A 17,192-nucleotide genomic window follows, 5' to 3' on the forward strand; every position below is an offset into this window, starting at 1 on the left:
GGGCGCGGCGTGCTTTCTGTAGCCGGAGCAGGCGGACGAGGGGAAAGTTCATGCGACACGGTATCGGGATTGCGGCATTGGTGGCAGCGCTGGCGGCCAGCCCGCTCGCGACCCAGACCGCAGATGTGAGCGCGGCGGTAGCGAAAGATTACGACAGCTACCTCGAAGACCTGTTCGTCCACTTCCACCAGAACCCTGAGCTCTCCTTCCTCGAAACCAAGACAGCCGCGCGAATGGCGGCAGAGCTGCGCGCCGCAGGTCTCGACGTGACCGAAAAGGTCGGAGGGACAGGCGTCGTCGGCATGATGAAGAACGGCCCCGGCCCGCTGATCCTGCTGCGCGCGGACATGGACGGGCTGCCCGTGCCGGAGAAAACCGGGCTGGAATACGCCTCCACCGCCACGCAGACCGGGCAGGACGAGCAGGAATACCCGGTAATGCACGCCTGCGGCCACGACGTGCACATCACCTCGATGGTCGGAACGGCCCGCCAGCTCGCTGCGATGAAGGACCAGTGGAGCGGCACGCTGATGTACGTCGTTCAGCCGGCGGAAGAGCGCGTCGGCGGGGCGAAGGCCATGCTGGCAGACGGCCTCTACGACCGCTTCGGCAAGCCCGACTATGCGCTGGCCTTTCATGTAACCTCCGTCCTGCCGACCGGCACCGTCTCGGCTGCCGAGGGCATCCAGTATTCGAGCGCGGATTCGGTCGACATCATGGTACCGGGCGTCGGCGCGCACGGCGCCAGCCCCCACATGGGCCGCGATCCGGTGTATATCGCCTCGCAGATCGTCACCGCGTTGCAGAGCATCGTCAGCCGCGAGGTCATGCCGCTGTCACCGGCGGTCATCACGGTCGGCTCGTTCCATTCCGGTTCGAAGCACAACATCATCTCGGACCGCGCGGACCTGCAACTGACGGTACGTGCCAATGACGAGGCGGTGCGCGCGCAATTGCTTGCCGCGATAGAACGCGTGGCGGTCGGCATCGGCAAGGCGCATGGCTTGCCCGACGATATGCCGGTCAAGGTAACGGTGAGCGAAGGGACACCCGTGACGAACAACGATCCCGATCTCGCACGCCGCCTCAACACCGTCATGCGCCGCGATCTGGGCGAAAACGCCTTTGTGCCATTCGAACAGAAGGGCATGGGTGCGGAGGATTTCGCCTTCTTCGTGGCCGACGAATACGATGTGCCGGGCTATTACTTCGGCGTGGGCGGCACACCGCCCGCAGCTTTCGAAGCAGAGAAAAACGGCGGCCCGCCTGTCCCCAGTCACCATTCGCCCCTGTTCAAGGTCGCGCCCCGGGAAAGCGTGACGATGGGCACGCGCGCCATGGTTGCGGCAGTTCTCGATCTAGCGGGCAAATGAGAGCAACCCTCTTGGCGACCCTGCTGGGAACGGTCACGGCCCTGCCGGCGCAAGCCCAGGGAACGCGCGAATACGGCGCCGACGAACTCATCGATGAATTGGTCCACTCGGACCTTCCACTCTATGCTTTCGATTGGGAGGAACTCTGGCCGCGCAGCATTGCTGACGAGGAAATCATCGCCGGTTGTAGCAGCAGGGTGCGCTTCGGGGATTGGTTCATGCAGTCCAACCCGGCCAATCAGGGTTCGCTGGTCGAGGGCTGGTACAACTTTTCCAACTACGGCTCCTTTCACTGCATTGCGAATGTCGCGACGGCCCGGCAACGCGAGGATCTTGAAACTGGAGAGCTTGCGCGCGGCTTCTTCGTGAAGCTGGGCGAGGCCGAGCGTTCGGGATCGCCGATGGAGCTTTGGGCGCTCCAGACCGGTACGTCGCCGGGAAGCGACTATCGTTTGCTCGCGCGCGCACCGGATCAGAAGATCGTGACATCGTTCGAGGTCCTGCAGCAGCGCTGCCCGGCAGGGCACTGGCGCGCGCTGGCGGACGAGGACGCGTTCGATATCTTTTCCACCGGCTACTGTTCGATCAACACGCGCGAGGAATTGTTCGCCCTGGCCACGGACATGCTTTCCCGACCCGCTCTGGGGACGCTGACGTTGCAGGAAGATCCGGAAAGCGGCGTCTCGCAGAGATAAAAATTGGCGCACACCTTCCGGGGCGCAAGCGTCTCCCTATGTGGGATGCCGACCCCCATCGGAAGGAGCCCCCCATGAAATCTTCAGACAACACCATCCTCGTCACAGGCGGTGGCAGCGGTATCGGGCGCGAACTCGCGCAGCGCTGGCACGACGCCGGTAACACGGTGATCGTCGCCGGACGCACACGCGCCTCGCTCGACCAGACGGCGGAGGGGCGCGAGAACATCCACGTTATGACGCTCGACGCCTCCGATCCTGCCGAGATCGCGCGTTTCGTCGACGAACTGACGAAGGCGCACCCGTCGCTCAACGTGCTGGTGAACAACGCTGGCATCATGAAATACGAAGACGTCACCGCAGCGCGCGACCTGACCGACGCCGAGAACACGGTCGAGACGAACCTGCTCGGCCCGATCCGGCTGATCGACGCGCTGGTCACGCATTTGTCGGCGCAGGACGATGCGGCCATCGTGAATGTCACTTCGGGCCTCGCCTTCGTGCCGCTGCCCAAGGCGGCGACCTACAGCGCAACCAAGGCCGCGCTGCACAGCTATACGGTGTCGCTGCGCAAGAAACTTGAAGGCAAGGTCGAGGTGATCGAGCTTGCGCCGCCGGGCGTGCAGACCGAACTCACGCCGGGTCAGTCCGAGCGGGAGGAATACATGCCGCTGGACGACTACGCCGAAGCCGTGATGGCGCAGTTCCTTTCCGGCGACGTTCCGGCAGAAGTGCTGGTGCCCAATTCGCAAATGCTGCGCGACGCGGAGAAGAACGGCAATTTCGAGCAAGCGCTCGACCGTCTGGCGTCCATGTAAGAGATGGGCATGTAAGAGAAAGGGCGCGCGGAGCGTTATGCCCCGCGCGCCTATCTTGTTCTTCGTCAGCGATCAGGCGGCGGTCGGCAGCAGCCTTTCGCCGGCAATGGTCTTCATCGCCTTCTGCAGCTTCTCGAACGCGCGCACTTCGATCTGGCGGATGCGTTCGCGGCTGACGTCGTAGACCTGCGACAGCTCTTCCAGCGTCTGCGGATCGTCGGTCAGGCGGCGCTCGGTCAGGATGTGCTGTTCCCGCTCGTTCAGCGATTCCATCGCTTCGAGCAGCATTTCATGCCGCACGGTCGCTTCCTCGGCCTCGGCGACGGTTTCGTCCTGCAACGGACGGTCGTCGGTCAGCCAGTCCTGCCATTCGCCCGAGCCTTCTTCGCCATTGCGCATCGGCGTGTTGAGCGACCCGTCGCCGCCCATCATCATGCGGCGGTTCATGTTGATCACTTCCTGCTCGGGCACGCCGAGGTCGGTTGCGATCTTCGCCACATCGTCGGGATGCAGGTCGGTGTCTTCGTAGGCGTCGAGCTGCTTCTTCATCCGGCGAAGGTTGAAGAACAGCTTTTTCTGAGCGGCGGTGGTGCCCATCTTCACGAGGCTCCACGAGCGCAGGATGAACTCCTGCATGCTCGCCTTGATCCACCACATGGCATAGGTCGCCAGGCGGAAGCCGCGATCGGGTTCGAACTTCTTGACGCCTTGCATGAGACCGACGTTACCCTCGGAAATCAGGTCGGACACCGGCAGGCCGTAGCCGCGGTAGCCCATGGCGATCTTGGCGACGAGCCGCAGGTGGCTGGTTACCAGCTGCGCCGCGGCGTCCGGGTCTTCATGTTCGGCATAGCGCTTCGCGAGCATATATTCCTGCTCAGCGGTAAGCACCGGGTATTTCTTGATCTCGGACAGATAGCGGTTGAGGCTCTGCTCTCCGCCAAGGGCCGGGATGGTCAGACTTTTGGATGATTTGCTCACTGTTTCCCTTTACCTTCCTTCGTCGACCGCCTGTTTGCCGACCCCTGCTGGGCGTCTGGCGGGGCGCGGCCACAAACCTGCTTCCCCTGTTTCACACATTAGCAAAAAACCGCGCCTCCGTGTGTGTTTTTCGTCGATTTCAACGAGCGAGTTCGTCGATCAGTTCCCCCATGTCAGGGGGCAGCTGGCTGGCAAAATGCACGCGCTGTCCGGTCGCCGGATGATCGAAACCGAGCGTCGCGGCATGGAGGGCCTGCCGGGCAAAACCGAGCCGCTTGAGCAGCGGCAAAAGGGCCGAATCGCTGCGTCCATAGACAGGGTCCCCTATTAGCGGATGGCCGATTGACGCGGCGTGAACCCGGACCTGGTGGGTGCGCCCTGTTTCAAGGCGGAATTCGACCAGCGCGGCGCGCGCCAGCTCCTCTATTACCTTGTAGTGGGTGACGGCGTGCTTGCCACGCGAGGAATCATTGGGGAGCATCGCCATTTTCTTGCGATCCCGGTCGGAACGCCCGATGCGGCCGGCGATCGTGCCACTGGCAGGGGAGGGATGGCCCCGCGTCACCGCCAGATAGGCTCTCTCAATGCTGTGATCCTTGAACTGGCGCGCAAGACCTTCATGCGCGCGGTCGGTCTTGGCAACTACCAGCAGCCCGGACGTGTCTTTGTCGATTCGATGGACGATGCCGGGGCGGGCGACCCCGCCGATGCCCGACAGCTGGCCACGGCAGTGGTGCAACAGGGCGTTGACGAGAGTGCCGTCAGGATTGCCTGCCGCAGGGTGCACGACCATTCCGGCGGGCTTGTCGACCACGATCAGGTCCGCATCCTCATGCACCACCACGATGGGGATATCCTGTGGATTGGCCTGTGGATCGCTTGGGGGTGGAAGGTGGATGGAAAAGCTCAAGTCGGCTTTAACTTTGACCGATGTCGCTGAAATCGATGAACCATCCAGTGTGACCGCGCCTTCCGCGATCAGCGCCTGGATACGCGCGCGGGAAAGGTCGGTGACGTCAGCCAGCACCTTGTCCACCCGCCCGGCCGATGCGGTCGTCCCGCTGATGATTTCGCCGTCCCCCATGACCATGTGGTTATGGTGTTTCTCCGAGCCTCATTCCAGCAAAAGCTGGCATTGCGATGGCTCTCGCGAAAAATAACTGGACCCCCGCCGTCGCCGGGGTGACGATGCGATATGGACGTGACGCTGAGCCAGATCGCGATGGATCGCATCGTCGAACACGCGAGGGCTGAACATCCCCGCGAATGTTGCGGCATATTGCTTGGTGTCCGTGATTGCATCGGCGACGTCGTTCCTGCCGCCAATGTTCATGCCACGCCGTGCACCCATTTCGAGATTGACCCGCAGGCGCTCGTCGATGCTCACCGCGCCGCGCGCATCGGCGGGCCGGAAGTGCTCGGTTACTACCACTCGCATCCGCAAGGCGCCGCGCGCCCTTCGCAGACGGACCAGGCGATGGCGAGCGGCGACGGCAGGATCTGGCTCATCGCCGGGCGCGGGGACGGCGCACTGTCCGTCACTCTCTGGCGCGATGCGCCCGGCGGCTTCACCCCGCTTTCCTACCGCGTGACTTCGGCATGAGCCGGCGCGCAATTGCCTCGGAACACCGCCCTTTTTGCACGCGTGGTTAATGGGCAGGTGCGCCAGCGGTTTTCTTGGGCTAGGACAGGGTTCCAAGTGTTCCACGCCCCTTCTTCCCTGCGAGTTTCATGACCGATATCGATCCGACTCAATTCGCCAGCCTGCTGTGTTCGCGGCTGTGCCATGACATGCTTTCCCCTGTCGGTGCGCTGAGCAACGGGCTGGAGCTGATGCGTGACGAGCAGGATCCGGAAATGCGCGAACGGTGCATGGAACTGCTCGAACAAAGCGCCGCGACTTCGACCGCGAAGCTCAAGTTCTTCCGCCTCGCCTTCGGGGCAGCGGGTGGTTACGGCGACCGTGTGCCGGTTGACGAGCCGCAAGGGCTGATTGCCGCGCTGCTGGCTGGAAATGATCGCATCCGCCTGAACTGGGCGATTTCCGAAAGCCAGTTGCCGAAGCCCGCCGTGAAGGTGCTGCTCAACCTCGCGCAGCTCGCGATCGACGCGCTGGTGCGCGGCGGTGACCTCGACATCGGGGTGGAAGGGCGCGACGGCGCGACGGAGATTGCCGTGCGCGCGACAGGTCCGAAGATCGCCTTCGACAGGGCGATCGGCGCCGCGCTCGACGGGACGATGGCGGTGGCGGAACTTTCCAGCCGCACGGCGGCGGCGCATATGGTCAATCTGACCGCGCAGCAGACGGGTGGAGGTGTGCAGTACATGATGACCGACGATACGCTGGTGCTGGGCGCGGTGCTGCCCGGCGCGGATGACGGGATGATCGGCTGAGATGTCGGACGAGCTGGTGCACCGCGAGCGCCTGTCGCCCAACTACGACGAACGCACCGATCCGATCAGCATGGTGGTGCTCCATTATACCGAGATGGAAAGCGCCAGCGCTGCCGAAGATCGCCTGTGCGACCCCGAAGCGAAGGTCAGCGCGCATTACCTGATCAGCGAAGGCGGCGAAGTCGTGCGTCTCGTGCCGGAAAGCCAGCGCGCATGGCACGCTGGCGTATCCTACTGGCGCGGTCATACGGACATCAACGGCATCTCCATCGGCATCGAACTGGACCATCCGGGCCACGCGCTCGGCTATCGCGAGTTCAGCGATGCCCAGTTCGAAGCGCTGGTTCCGCTGCTGCACCGGCTGGTCCATTACTACGACATTCCGCGCGCCAATGTCGTCGGACATTCGGACGTCGCGCCTGCGCGCAAGGTCGATCCGGGCGAACTGTTCCCGTGGGAACGCCTTGCCGAATACCACCTCGCGCTGCCGCGTCCGGGCATCGAACTGGGCGATCCGTTCGACAACGATGGCGCATTCTACCTCGCGCTCGAACGGTACGGCTATGACATCACGGACGGGCACAAGGCGGTGGAGGCGTTCCAGCGCCGCTGGCGGCCCGAACGAATCGACGGCCAGATCGACGGGGAGGTGCGCGCGATCCTGTTCCAGCTGCTGCTGGACCGCGACCGGGGCCGGACGCGCTGACCAGAATGGCGCTGCGTCCCGACATCCGCGAGGACGATCTGACGCATCCGGAAACGATTGCGCTGCTCCGCTTGCACCTCGAAGGAATGCACGCCAATTCCCCGCCGGAGAATGTCTTTGCGCTCGACCTGTCGGGTCTGAAGGCTCCGGAGGCTACGGTGTGGACCGCGTGGCTGGACGACCGGCCCGTGGCGATCGGCGCGCTGAAGCGGCTGGATGACGAGACGGGGGAGATCAAGTCGATGCGGACGCATCCCGATTTTCTTCGCTGTGGCCTGGCCGCCGCCCTGCTCGACCATATCATGACCGTTGCGCGCGAACGGGGCCTCAGCCGCCTCAGTCTCGAAACCGGATCGGGCGATGCGTTCGAGCCAGCGCTGACGCTCTACCGTCGCCGCGGTTTCGCAAACGGGGCGTCCTTCGGCGATTACGTGGCCAGTGACTTCAACCAGTTCCTGCACTGCGATCTCGGTCGCGCGGAAAGTCTTTCCTAAACTGCGCCGTCGCACTACATCCCCGCTCGCCAGGGGGCCGGGCAGCCGCGTGATTTCGGTCGCGAGGAAAGTCCGGGCTCCACGAAACAAGGGTGGCGGGTAACGCCCGCCGGGGGTGACCCCAGGGAAAGTGCCACAGAGAGCAGACCGGCGATGGCTCGTCCGCGAGCACAGCCAAGGGTGAAAGGGTGCGGCAAGAGCGCACCGGGGGCATGGCAACATGGCCCGCATGGCAAACCCCACCCGGAGCAAGGCCAAATAGGGGCCTCGTGCCTGCCTTCGGGCAGGCTAGGGCGTTTCGCCCGAGAAGGCCCGGGTTGGCTGCTAGAGCCCTGGAGCGATCCGGGGCGCAGATGAATGGCTGCCACCGCGCGGCCGGGTCCCTCCGAGGTCATCTTGGCGGGGATACCGCGTGCGGGACAGAACCCGGCTTACAGGCCCCCTGGCGCTTTTATGGCCGTCCGACGCTGGTGTATTCGAAGCCGGCCGCGCGCATGTCTTCCGGGCGGTAGATGTTCCGCAGGTCCACCATTATCGGGGTTTTCGCCAGCGCTTTCACCCGCGACAGGTCGAGCGCGCGGAAGGCATCCCATTCGGTCACGATCACTACCGCATCCGCACCGTCGATCGCGGCGTAGGGATCGCCCTTCATTTCCACTTCCGGCATCAGCGGTGCGGCAAGCTCCATGCCCTCCGGATCGTAGGCAGCAACGGCGACGCCCGCATCCGCCAGCGTCTGCGCTACCGCGATTGCCGGGCTGTCGCGCATGTCATCGGTGTTCGGCTTGAACGTCAGGCCCAGCATGGCGACCCGTTTCCCGCGGGCCGCGTCAGGGCCGCCGAGCGCATCGACGACCTTGCGGCCCATCGCGCGCTTGCGGCTGTCGTTGACCGCGACCACGGCCTCCACGATCCGCGTCGGGCTGTCGTAATCCTCCGCCGTCTTGAGCAGCGCGAGGGTGTCCTTGGGGAAGCACGACCCGCCATAGCCGGGACCGGCATGGAGGAACTTGCCTCCGATGCGGTTGTCGAGGCCGATTCCGCGGCTGACATCCTGCACGTTTGCGCCGACCCTTTCGCACAGGTCCGCCATCTCGTTGATGAAGGTGATCTTGGTCGCGAGAAAGGCGTTGGCGGCGTATTTGATCAGTTCCGAGGTTCGCCGGCTGGTGAACAGGATCGGCGACTGGTTGAGGAACAGCGGGCGATAGACTTCGGTCATCACCTCGCGCCCGTATTCGTCCTCTGCGCCGATGACGATGCGGTCGGGGCGCTTGAAATCCCCGATCGCCGCGCCTTCGCGCAGAAACTCGGGATTGGAGACGACCGCGAACTTATGCCGGGTGCCGGATTTCGCGATGATCCGTTCGACCTCGTCCCCGGTCCCGACCGGGACGGTCGACTTGGTCACGATCACGGCATCGCCCGAGAGGCTCTGGCCAATTTCCTCGGCCACGGCGTGAACGAAGGTGAGGTCGGCGTGCCCGTCGCCCCGGCGGCTGGGCGTGCCCACCGCGATGAAGATCGCTGCCGCACCTTCGATGGCGGAGGCCAGATCGGTCGAGAAGGTCAGCCGACCCGCCTTCACATTGCTGGCGACCAACGCATCGAGGCCGGGTTCGTAGATCGGCATGACGCCGTCTTCCAGCTTGGCGATCTTGCCCGGATCCTTGTCGATGCAGACGACGTCGTGGCCGAAGTCCGCGAAGCACGCGCCCGACACGAGGCCGACATAGCCCGACCCGACCATTGCAATCTTCATTGTCCCGTCACCCCTTCGATGGAGACCGATCCGCTATGTTCCTGCGCGACCAGATAGCGCCGCTCGGTGCCTTCCAGCGCCAGTGCGGTCAACCGCCCGCTATAAAAGGCGCCGGTGTCGACGCCGATGCGGTTGCCGCGGTCTTCCGGCTCTTCGCTGATCGTATGGCCGTGCACCACGACCTTCCCGAAGGGCGCCTCATGCGACAGGAAGGGTTCGCGAATCCATAACAGGTCCTGCCGTTTCTGCGCGTCGAGCGCGACGTCAGGATCGATCCCGGCATGGACGAACAGGTAGTCGCCGATGGCGAACTGCTCCTCGAAACTCTCGATGAAGGCAAGATCGTCTGCCGGTACGAGCTGCCGCATCGTCTCCTGCACCGTCTCGAAATCGTCGGCGATCAGCGCGTCGCGATCATAGCCGTAACTCAGCAGCGTTTCTCGTCCGCCGTGGCGCAGGAAGCTGCGCAGGACGCTGGTCTTCTTCAGCGAGAGGAGAAGCATCTCTTCATGATTGCCCGCCAGCAGGCGGACCTTGCGCCGCGCGGCCAGTTCACGAGCGAGGGTGACGACGCCCGCACTTTCCGGACCACGGTCCACCAGGTCGCCAAGCAGGACGATGGTGGTATCAGCCGCGCCGCGCGCGAGGTCGTCTGCCTCGATCGCATCGAGTAGCGCACGGAACAGGTCGAGCCGTCCGTGGATATCGCCCACGGCATAAACACGCTCGCCTGCCGGAATGGTCGCGGAAGGCGGTTCCGCCCGGCGGCCGCGGAAGACATTGAACAACTGGCGCATGGTGCGCGCCCATATCGGCTTTTCTGCCAATTCCACAAGGCCCGCCGCGTCTGCCGGAAGGGAGCATCGGGTGCCGAAAAGCCACAGTTTGGGCGCTATTAGGAAGCGTTGGGGAAACGTTCTTGTGCAACGCAGCAATTTCGTGCAGCTTTATTGCCAATCTGGAAAGGCTGCCCGAACAAAAGAGGCTGGCTGCCAGGTTTGCAGGTGGGACGAAGCACCAACGCGCAACAAGGAAGATTGCCATGCTTACGTCCATTCGCGGCCTTGCCGCCTCAATTCTGGCGACCGGTGTCGCCTTCGCAGCCACTCCCGTCCTCGCGCAGGATGCCGAAAGCGGCGTCTCCGTCTCGGGCAATGTGGCCGTTGTCACCGACTATCGCTTCCGCGGCGTCTCGCTTTCGGCGGGCGATCCGGCGATCCAGGGCGGCATCGACGTGACCACCGACAGCGGCTTCTATGTCGGCACCTGGGGTTCCTCCATCGACGGCGGCCCGCTCTATGGTGAAATGGAGCTCGATATCTACGCAGGCTGGTCGGGCGAAGTTTCCTCCGGCGTGACCGTCGATGTCGGCGTGCTCTATTATGCCTACCCGGCCAATGATTTCGGCCCGGCCGAATATTACGAGCCTTATGCCTCGGTCTCCGGTTCGCTCGGTCCGGCAAGCGCGACACTCGGTGTCGCCTATGCGCCCGACCAGGAATCGCTCGGTGACGATGACAACCTCTACATCTACACCGACTTCGAAATGGGCGTGCCCGAAACCCCGATCAGCGTGACCGCGCACCTCGGCTATACAGACGGCGCGCTGTCGCCCGACCTGCTGGCAGGCGGAACCGACGGCAACGGCTTCGACTATTCGGTCGGCGCTTCGGCAACGGTCCTCGGTGGCCTTTCGCTCGGCGTGGCCTACGTCGGTGTGGACGGCGCTTCCGTCGACGGGCTGACCGACGATGCGGTCGTGGGCACCTTGTCCTACTCCTTCTGATTTCCCATACAGGCAAAGACGGCCCGCTGCGCGACCGGCGCGGCGGGCCTTTTTGTTTCTGTCGATGGGAGCCAAGCGATGGCCAAATATCTTCACACCATGATCCGGGTCACCGATCCCGACGCCACCGTGCAGTTCTTCAACCTCATCGGGCTGGAGGAAGTCCGCCGGTTCGATGTCGAAGCCGGGCGCTTCACGCTTATTTTCATGGCACCTCCGGGTCAGGAAGGCGTCGCCGAGGTCGAACTGACCTACAACTGGCCGCCGGAAGACGGCAGCGCGCCGGAGCAATATGACGGCGGCCGCAATTTCGGCCATCTCGCCTACCGCGTCGATAATATCTACGAGACGTGCCAGCGACTGATGGATGCCGGCGTGACGATCAACCGCCCGCCGCGCGATGGCCATATGGCTTTCGTCCGCTCGCCCGACGGCATCTCGGTGGAGCTGTTGCAGCAAGGCAATCTGCCGCCGCAGGAACCCTGGAAGAGCATGGAGAACACCGGAAGCTGGTGAGCCCGCGCTACCGCAGAAGGATCAACCGACTGCGGTCGGTGGTCCTTCCGGATGCTCGGTCGTCATGCGCAGGATGACGTAGCCGAGCACGGCCGAGATCAGCGAGCCGAGCAGGATGCCGATCTTCGCCTCCTCGACGAGGATGGGATAGCCGGGGAAGGCAAGGCCGCTGATGAACAGCGACATGGTGAACCCGATCCCGCACAGGATCGAAACGCCCCATACCTCTGGCCATGAACAGCCCTCGGGTTTCTTGGCGAAGCCGAGGTGATCCACGATCCAGACGATCGAGAAAATACCCGCCTGCTTGCCGACCACGAGGCCCGCAGCGACCGCCAGCGGGAGGGGGTCGAGCAAGGCGTCGAGACCCAACTGACGCACGTCGACACCCGCATTGGCGAAGCCGAAGATCGGCACCACCAGATAAGCGTTCCAACCTACCAGCGCGTGCTCGATATTTTCGAGCATGGAGCGTCCGTCACGCCGCCGCATCGGGATCGTGAGCGCCGCCACGACGCCCGCGATCGTCGCGTGGACGCCGGAATTCAGCACGCAGTACCACAGCACCAGCGAAGCCAGGATGTAGGGGAGAATGCGGCTGACCCTGAAGCGGTTCATCCCGATCATCACGCCCAGCACGACGAGCGAGGCAAGCAGCCAGAAGACCTTGATGTTGGGAGTGTAGGCGACCGCGATGATGGCGACAGCCCCGATATCGTCGACGATGGCGACGGTCAGCAGGAACAGGCGCAGGGCGGAGGGCACGCGCGTGCCGAGCAGACCCACGACGCCCATGGCGAAGGCGATGTCGGTTGCGGCGGGGATGGCCCAGCCGTTGGACAGGCCCGGTTCGCCCCGGGTCAGGAACATGAATACGGCGGCGGGTGCGGCCATGCCGGCGATGGCGGCCACCACCGGCAGGCGGCGCTGCGCGGGATCGGCCAGATTGCCCGAAATCAGCTCGCGCTTCACCTCCAGCCCGACGACGAAGAAGAAGATCGCCATCAGACCGTCGTTGATCCACAGGTGCAGATTGTTGAGCTTCGGGATCGGCGACCTCGCCAGCGTCCCGTGGAACAGGTCGTGGTAGCTGTGGGAAAGCGCGCTGTTGGCCACCACCATGGCGGCGACCGCAATGGCGATCAGCAGGATGCCTTCCTTAGCATCGCTGGCGAACAGCGCCTTGAACGGACGGACGGCGGTAAGAAGGAAATTGGGGGCAGCCATGGCGCCTCCAATTCGCGATTGGGCCGGTAATTGCAAGGGCGAACCAAGGCGCTTGTTCCCGAACTGGCCATGCCCTAGTGTTTTTGCGTGGTTTGGGGACTGCACAGCGGCGGGGGCCGCAACGGGGGGCTTCCGTTTGAACTGGGCAAATGCGTCGCTTTACGAATGGCTCGTGCTCGCGCAGCACGAGCTGCTGCTGTTCGCGGGCGTTTTCTTCATCATCGGCGCACTGGACGAATTCGCCCTGGACCTGATCTGGTTCTGGCTGCGCCTCACCGGCCGTGCGCGGGGATTGCGGGTTGCTGCAGCGGAGCTGCGGGAGATGCCGCTGACGGGGCGCTGCGCCGTGTTCGTGCCGACATGGCGCGAGGCGGGGGTCATCCGGGCGACGATAACGCATATGCGCGATGCCTGGCGGCAGGACGAACTGCGGATCTACATCGGTTGCTACGCCAACGATCCCGCGACGGTTGCCGAAGCTATCGACGCCTCCGCGGGCGATCCCCGTGTCCGCATTGTCGTTCACGACAGGCTCGGTCCGACCACAAAGGCGGATTGTCTCAACCGGCTTTATCGCGCGATGCAGGACGACGAAAAGCGTGAAGGCAGCGCCTTTCGCAGTGTGATGTTGCACGATGCGGAAGACATGGTCGATCCGGCCGCGCTCGCGCTGGTCGACCGCGCGCTGGCGGAAGCGGAATTCGTCCAGCTGCCGGTTCTTCCGGCCATGCGATCCGACCGCCGCTGGATTGCCAATCACTATGCGGACGAGTTCGCGGAAAGCCACGGCAAGGCGATGGTCGTGCGCGATGCGCTCGACCTCGCGATCCCGGCCGCCGGCGTGGGCTGCGCCTTCTCGCGCGACATGATGCGGGTCTTCGCACAACAGGTCGACGGCGATGGCGCGCCCTTTTCCGTCGACAGCCTAACGGAGGATTACGAGCTAGGCCTAAAGGTGAAGGCGCTTGGCGGACGGTCGCGTTTCCTGCGCGTGCGGGGCGAGGGCGGGCGCCTGATCGCCACGCGCGCCTGTTTCCCCGACCAGCTTGGCACAGCCGTTCGTCAGAAAACGCGCTGGCTGCATGGCATCGCCTTCCAAGGCTGGGACCGGCTCGGCTGGAGCGGGCGGGTGCTCGACACCTGGATGTTGCTGCGCGACCGCAAGGGTCCGCTTGCGGCGATCGTGCTGGCTGCCGCTTACCTGCTGCTGGTGATATCCGCCATGATCGCGGCGTTGGGCTGGTGGGCTCAGCAGCCTTCTGTCGCCCTGCCGCCCTTGCTCGCTTGGCTGGTGGGGCTTGGGTTCGTGAGCTTCGCGTGGCGTGCGCTGATGCGGTTCGCCTTCACGTCGCGCGATTATGGGCGGACCGAAGGATTGCTGGCGATCCTGCGCATTCCGCTCGCCAACATCATCGCGATCATGGCGGCGCGCCGGGCCATCACGGGCTATCTGCGCAGCCTCGACGGCAGCAAGCCTGCCTGGGACAAGACCGAGCATCTCGCCCATCCGTCCATCCCGCGCCCTGCCGGGGCAGCAGCATGAAGGGCGCGGCGTTTCGCGGACAGCCGCTCCTGCTTCTGACAGTGGTGGTATTCGGCTGGATCGGCTTGCGTGCGGCGATTTGGGAGCCGGCATCTAGCGATACGGCCCGGCTTGCCGGCTACGCCGACTTCTCCGAGTATGCGGCGAAGCAGCCGGCGGTCGCTCCCACTGCGAGCCATCCCGCTTCCATTGTCCCATCGGACGACACCGAGGCCCCTCATTTTGCGCCGGTCCCGATCAAGCCTGCCCCGCATCTGACCGACGATCCGGTTACGGCATGGAGCCGCCCCGGATTCGCCGGACCGGTTGCACATGGCTCTGCTTTCCAGCGACGGGACATACCCGCGGTTCACCTGTCCGCCGGACACAACATCCTGCTCGCCGCCGGCCTGTCGCACGTTGCATTGCCCTCCGAGCTATCGGCAGCCCTGATGGGGGCGCAGCCGTCGCCGCGAGCGACACCGGCAGCCGGTTTCGCCGCTGTCCGGCCCGCAACTTCGCGGACCGATCGCTGGTCGCTCGACAGCTGGCTGTTCGTCCGGCCCGGTGGGGGCAGCAAGAGTATCGTGTCCGGGCCGACATACGGGCGCAGCCAGGCAGGTGCGGTCGCGCGGTACCGGCTTGCCCCGTCCTCGCCCCTGCGGCCTGCGCTGTTTGCCCGCACCACGACGGCGCTAGAGGGAGCGCGTGAGGCGGAGAGCGCGCTCGGCGCCACGATCAGGCCGATCGCAAAGCTCCCGATCAGTCTTGCTGCCGAAGGCCGCGTGTCGCGTTTTGCGGAGCGGACCGAATTGCGGCCCGCCGCCTACGCCGTCACGGAGATTGCGCCGGTAGAAGGTCCCCTTGGCCTCCGTGCGACCACGTATGCGCAGGCGGGCTATGTCGGCGGACGCTTTGCCACGCCGTTCGTCGATGGCCAGTTAAGCGTCGATCGCGAAGTCTTCCGGCTCGAGACCCTGCCCGTCCGCGCGGGCCTCGGTGCATGGGGCGGCGCGCAGAAGGGTTCTGGCCGTCTCGACATCGGTCCGACCGCCAGCCTTGGCGTATCGGTGGGCGATGTCGACGCGCGTCTCAGTGCCGACTGGAGATTTCGCGTCGCGGGAGAGGCCGCACCCGGATCAGGCCCTGCGGTCACACTCACGGCAGGTTTTTGAGCGCCGCGAAGGTTTCCCTTCATTCCCGCTGCGCCGTGCGTTAGGCGCGCAGGGATGGACGTCTACCTCCCGATTGCGAATTTGGCGGTCAACGGGCTGGTGATTGTCATGCTCGGCGGATTGACCGGAATCCTGTCAGGCCTGTTCGGGGTCGGCGGCGGATTCCTGACGACGCCGCTGCTGATCTTCTACGGCATTCCGCCCACGGTCGCCGCGGCTTCCGCTGCCAGCCAGGTCACCGGGGCGAGCATTTCCGGCGTCTTCGCGCACAGCCGGCGCGATGGCGTGGACTTCCGCATGGCAGGCGTAATGGTGTTCGGCGGGCTGTTCGGCACCATGCTGGGCGCGCTGCTGTTTAACCTGCTGTCCTCGCTTGGCCAGATCGATACGGTGATCAATATTTTATACGTCCTGCTGCTCGGCGGGATCGGGTCGTTGATGGCGCGGGAAAGCTGGCAGACCATGCAGCAGGCGAAGGGCAAGGCGAAGCCCCGCGCATCTTCGCGCCGCCACCATCCACTGGTTGCCAGCCTGCCGATGCGCTGGCGTTTCTACGGCTCCGGCCTCTACATCTCGCCACTTGCACCGATGTTGCTGGGGCTCGTCGTGGGCATCCTGACGATGCTGATGGGCGTGGGCGGTGGCTTCCTGCTGATTCCGGCCATGCTGTACATCCTTGGCATGAGTGCGCGGGTCGTGGTCGGCAGCTCGCTGTTCTTCATCCTGTTCATCACCATGGCGACGACCATGACCCACGCGCTGACGACCAAGGCGGTCGACATCGTGCTGGCCGGGCTGCTGCTGTTCGGATCGGTCACCGGCGCGCAAATTGGCGCGAGCCTTGCGCAGAAGGCCAAGCCGGAGGTGCTGCGCCTTGCCCTGGCGGTCACCGTCCTGCTGGTTGCGCTGCGCATGGCATGGGGTCTCGGCATCACGCCGAGCGAGATCTACACGGTGGCGCCGTTATGAGGATAATCATCGCCCTTCTCGCGCTGGTGCTGTGCAGCGCCCAGCGCGAGCCGATCCTCGTGCCCGAGGTCTCGCAACACGAAATCCAGGTGCGGCAGGGTTTCACCGGAACCGAACTGCTGCTGTTCGGCGCGATCCTCGAACCCGATGGCCGCCGGGCGGGCCGCGACTACGACATCGTCGTGGTGCTCAAGGGGCCGACCGAACCCATCCGCGTGCGCGAGAAGGCTCGCATCGCGGGAATGTGGGTCAATGCCGACGACACCGACTTTCGTTCCGCCCCGTCATTCTTCGCCGTCGCCAGTTCGCGGTCGATCGACCAGATCGTCGACGAGAAGACCGCCGCCATCTTCGAGCTTGGGCTGAACTACCTCCAGCTCTCCCCCATCGGTGCCATCGATCCGCAGGAACAGGCGCGTTTCACCGCGGGGCTGGTCGACCTGCGCCGGCGCGGGGGGTTGTATCAGGAGAATCCGGGGGGCGTCACGATCAGCGAAGACGTGCTTTATCAGGCCCGCATATCGCTGCCATCGAACGTCACGACCGGCACTTATACCGCCGAAACCTTCGCCATCACGCGGGGACGGGTGATCGCCTCGGCCAGCGCGGATGTCGAAGTGCGCAAGCTCGGGTTCGAACGGATCGTGGCCAACTACGCGCAGGACAGTCCGTTTCTCTACGGCCTGTTTGCCGTGGCACTGTCGATCGCGATGGGCTGGATCGCAGGGCGACTGTTCGCGCTGGTCTGACCGAGCACGCCCTCTGCAAAAATTG

Annotated in this window: 18 protein-coding genes and 1 other RNA gene; 14 read left to right on the top strand and 5 right to left on the bottom strand. The window is 64.6% G+C overall.

Features of this window, described 5'->3' with window-relative positions; translation table 11 throughout:
* Positions 1 to 50: 50 nt before the first annotated feature.
* The 3 genes from ACXYN8_RS03230 (at position 51) to ACXYN8_RS03240 (ending at position 2,886) form a co-directional block, all read left to right on the top strand.
* The gene (locus ACXYN8_RS03230) at positions 51 to 1,373 is read left to right on the top strand and encodes an amidohydrolase (RefSeq protein WP_458887863.1); all 1,323 of its coding nucleotides are present in this window, start codon (positions 51 to 53) and stop codon (positions 1,371 to 1,373) included.
* Positions 1,370 to 2,068 carry a hypothetical protein gene (locus ACXYN8_RS03235; protein ID WP_458887864.1) on the top strand — a complete coding sequence of 233 codons (699 nt, stop codon included), beginning with the start codon at positions 1,370 to 1,372 and terminating at the stop codon, positions 2,066 to 2,068. Before ACXYN8_RS03230 ends, ACXYN8_RS03235 begins: the two co-directional genes overlap by 4 nt.
* A 74-nt stretch (positions 2,069 to 2,142) precedes the next feature.
* A complete protein-coding gene (locus ACXYN8_RS03240; protein ID WP_458887865.1) occupies positions 2,143 to 2,886 on the top strand; it encodes an SDR family oxidoreductase in 744 nt (247 codons plus the stop codon).
* A 72-nt stretch (positions 2,887 to 2,958) separates the two neighbouring features.
* Here the strand turns inward: ACXYN8_RS03240 and rpoH are convergent, their stop codons facing one another.
* Both rpoH and ACXYN8_RS03250 read right to left on the bottom strand, forming a co-directional pair.
* Entirely contained in the window at positions 2,959 to 3,846 is an 888-nt protein-coding gene (gene rpoH / locus ACXYN8_RS03245) for an RNA polymerase sigma factor RpoH (RefSeq protein ID WP_458888896.1), read from the bottom strand.
* A gap of 160 nt (positions 3,847 to 4,006) precedes the next feature.
* Complete coding sequence (locus ACXYN8_RS03250; RefSeq protein WP_458887866.1) at positions 4,007 to 4,951, bottom strand: RluA family pseudouridine synthase; 945 nt, start codon at positions 4,949 to 4,951, stop codon at positions 4,007 to 4,009.
* A gap of 111 nt (positions 4,952 to 5,062) precedes the next feature.
* Here ACXYN8_RS03250 and ACXYN8_RS03255 point away from each other — a divergent pair, with 111 nt between their 5' ends.
* The 5 genes from ACXYN8_RS03255 (at position 5,063) to rnpB (ending at position 7,911) form a co-directional block, all read left to right on the top strand.
* Positions 5,063 to 5,470 (top strand): M67 family metallopeptidase, encoded by a 408-nt coding sequence (locus ACXYN8_RS03255; RefSeq protein ID WP_458887867.1) that lies wholly within the window; start codon positions 5,063 to 5,065, stop codon positions 5,468 to 5,470.
* A gap of 128 nt (positions 5,471 to 5,598) precedes the next feature.
* On the top strand, positions 5,599 to 6,261 hold the full coding sequence (locus ACXYN8_RS03260; protein WP_458887868.1) for a histidine phosphotransferase family protein: 663 nt from the start codon (positions 5,599 to 5,601) through the stop codon (positions 6,259 to 6,261).
* Position 6,262: 1 nt separating this feature from the next.
* Positions 6,263 to 6,967: an N-acetylmuramoyl-L-alanine amidase gene (locus tag ACXYN8_RS03265; RefSeq protein ID WP_458887869.1), complete on the top strand. Its 705-nt coding sequence runs from the start codon at positions 6,263 to 6,265 to the stop codon at positions 6,965 to 6,967.
* Between the two features lie 5 nt (positions 6,968 to 6,972).
* Positions 6,973 to 7,461 (top strand): GNAT family N-acetyltransferase, encoded by a 489-nt coding sequence (locus tag ACXYN8_RS03270; RefSeq protein WP_458887871.1) that lies wholly within the window; start codon positions 6,973 to 6,975, stop codon positions 7,459 to 7,461.
* Between the two features lie 29 nt (positions 7,462 to 7,490).
* Positions 7,491 to 7,911, top strand: an RNA gene (gene rnpB, locus ACXYN8_RS03275) — RNase P RNA component class A.
* A 1-nt stretch (position 7,912) separates the two neighbouring features.
* On the opposite strand, the gene ACXYN8_RS03280 is transcribed toward rnpB, so the two are convergent.
* Together ACXYN8_RS03280 and ACXYN8_RS03285 are read right to left on the bottom strand one after the other, a co-directional pair.
* Positions 7,913 to 9,223 carry a UDP-glucose dehydrogenase family protein gene (locus tag ACXYN8_RS03280; RefSeq protein WP_458887872.1) on the bottom strand — a complete coding sequence of 437 codons (1,311 nt, stop codon included), beginning with the start codon at positions 9,221 to 9,223 and terminating at the stop codon, positions 7,913 to 7,915.
* The gene (locus tag ACXYN8_RS03285) at positions 9,220 to 10,020 is read right to left on the bottom strand and encodes a metallophosphoesterase family protein (RefSeq protein ID WP_458888897.1); all 801 of its coding nucleotides are present in this window, start codon (positions 10,018 to 10,020) and stop codon (positions 9,220 to 9,222) included. Before ACXYN8_RS03285 ends, ACXYN8_RS03280 begins: the two co-directional genes overlap by 4 nt.
* 245 nt (positions 10,021 to 10,265) lie before the next feature.
* Here ACXYN8_RS03285 and ACXYN8_RS03290 point away from each other — a divergent pair, with 245 nt between their 5' ends.
* Together ACXYN8_RS03290 and ACXYN8_RS03295 are read left to right on the top strand one after the other, a co-directional pair.
* Complete coding sequence (locus ACXYN8_RS03290; protein ID WP_458887873.1) at positions 10,266 to 11,009, top strand: TorF family putative porin; 744 nt, start codon at positions 10,266 to 10,268, stop codon at positions 11,007 to 11,009.
* A gap of 78 nt (positions 11,010 to 11,087) precedes the next feature.
* Positions 11,088 to 11,525: a VOC family protein gene (locus tag ACXYN8_RS03295; RefSeq protein ID WP_458887874.1), complete on the top strand. Its 438-nt coding sequence runs from the start codon at positions 11,088 to 11,090 to the stop codon at positions 11,523 to 11,525.
* 21 nt (positions 11,526 to 11,546) lie between these two features.
* On the opposite strand, the gene nhaA is transcribed toward ACXYN8_RS03295, so the two are convergent.
* On the bottom strand, positions 11,547 to 12,752 hold the full coding sequence (gene nhaA / locus ACXYN8_RS03300; protein WP_458887875.1) for a Na+/H+ antiporter NhaA: 1,206 nt from the start codon (positions 12,750 to 12,752) through the stop codon (positions 11,547 to 11,549).
* Between the two features lie 136 nt (positions 12,753 to 12,888).
* Here nhaA and ACXYN8_RS03305 point away from each other — a divergent pair, with 136 nt between their 5' ends.
* From ACXYN8_RS03305 to ACXYN8_RS03320, 4 genes are read left to right on the top strand one after another with little or no spacing between them, the layout of a single operon-like run.
* Entirely contained in the window at positions 12,889 to 14,295 is a 1,407-nt protein-coding gene (locus ACXYN8_RS03305) for a glycosyl transferase family protein (RefSeq protein WP_458887876.1), read from the top strand.
* The gene (locus ACXYN8_RS03310; protein ID WP_458887877.1) at positions 14,292 to 15,449 is read left to right on the top strand and encodes a hypothetical protein; all 1,158 of its coding nucleotides are present in this window, start codon (positions 14,292 to 14,294) and stop codon (positions 15,447 to 15,449) included. Before ACXYN8_RS03305 ends, ACXYN8_RS03310 begins: the two co-directional genes overlap by 4 nt.
* A 54-nt stretch (positions 15,450 to 15,503) precedes the next feature.
* On the top strand, positions 15,504 to 16,418 hold the full coding sequence (locus tag ACXYN8_RS03315; RefSeq protein WP_458887878.1) for a sulfite exporter TauE/SafE family protein: 915 nt from the start codon (positions 15,504 to 15,506) through the stop codon (positions 16,416 to 16,418).
* Positions 16,415 to 17,167 (top strand): TIGR02186 family protein, encoded by a 753-nt coding sequence (locus ACXYN8_RS03320; protein ID WP_458887879.1) that lies wholly within the window; start codon positions 16,415 to 16,417, stop codon positions 17,165 to 17,167. Before ACXYN8_RS03315 ends, ACXYN8_RS03320 begins: the two co-directional genes overlap by 4 nt.
* Positions 17,168 to 17,192: the final 25 nt, after the last annotated feature.

This window comes from Altererythrobacter sp. CAU 1778 (assembly GCF_054482795.1).

Coding starts and splice junctions, on each gene's coding strand:
- ACXYN8_RS03230 (WP_458887863.1), top strand. CDS start 51: ATGCGACACGGTATCGGGATTGCGGCATTGGTGGCAGCGCTGGCGGCC.
- ACXYN8_RS03235 (WP_458887864.1), top strand. CDS start 1,370: ATGAGAGCAACCCTCTTGGCGACCCTGCTGGGAACGGTCACGGCCCTG.
- ACXYN8_RS03240 (WP_458887865.1), top strand. CDS start 2,143: ATGAAATCTTCAGACAACACCATCCTCGTCACAGGCGGTGGCAGCGGT.
- ACXYN8_RS03250 (WP_458887866.1), bottom strand. CDS start 4,951: ATGGGGGACGGCGAAATCATCAGCGGGACGACCGCATCGGCCGGGCGG.
- ACXYN8_RS03255 (WP_458887867.1), top strand. CDS start 5,063: ATGGACGTGACGCTGAGCCAGATCGCGATGGATCGCATCGTCGAACAC.
- ACXYN8_RS03260 (WP_458887868.1), top strand. CDS start 5,599: ATGACCGATATCGATCCGACTCAATTCGCCAGCCTGCTGTGTTCGCGG.
- ACXYN8_RS03265 (WP_458887869.1), top strand. CDS start 6,263: ATGTCGGACGAGCTGGTGCACCGCGAGCGCCTGTCGCCCAACTACGAC.
- ACXYN8_RS03270 (WP_458887871.1), top strand. CDS start 6,973: ATGGCGCTGCGTCCCGACATCCGCGAGGACGATCTGACGCATCCGGAA.
- ACXYN8_RS03280 (WP_458887872.1), bottom strand. CDS start 9,223: ATGAAGATTGCAATGGTCGGGTCGGGCTATGTCGGCCTCGTGTCGGGC.
- ACXYN8_RS03285 (WP_458888897.1), bottom strand. CDS start 10,020: ATGCGCCAGTTGTTCAATGTCTTCCGCGGCCGCCGGGCGGAACCGCCT.
- ACXYN8_RS03290 (WP_458887873.1), top strand. CDS start 10,266: ATGCTTACGTCCATTCGCGGCCTTGCCGCCTCAATTCTGGCGACCGGT.
- ACXYN8_RS03295 (WP_458887874.1), top strand. CDS start 11,088: ATGGCCAAATATCTTCACACCATGATCCGGGTCACCGATCCCGACGCC.
- nhaA (WP_458887875.1), bottom strand. CDS start 12,752: ATGGCTGCCCCCAATTTCCTTCTTACCGCCGTCCGTCCGTTCAAGGCG.
- ACXYN8_RS03310 (WP_458887877.1), top strand. CDS start 14,292: ATGAAGGGCGCGGCGTTTCGCGGACAGCCGCTCCTGCTTCTGACAGTG.
- ACXYN8_RS03315 (WP_458887878.1), top strand. CDS start 15,504: ATGGACGTCTACCTCCCGATTGCGAATTTGGCGGTCAACGGGCTGGTG.
- ACXYN8_RS03320 (WP_458887879.1), top strand. CDS start 16,415: ATGAGGATAATCATCGCCCTTCTCGCGCTGGTGCTGTGCAGCGCCCAG.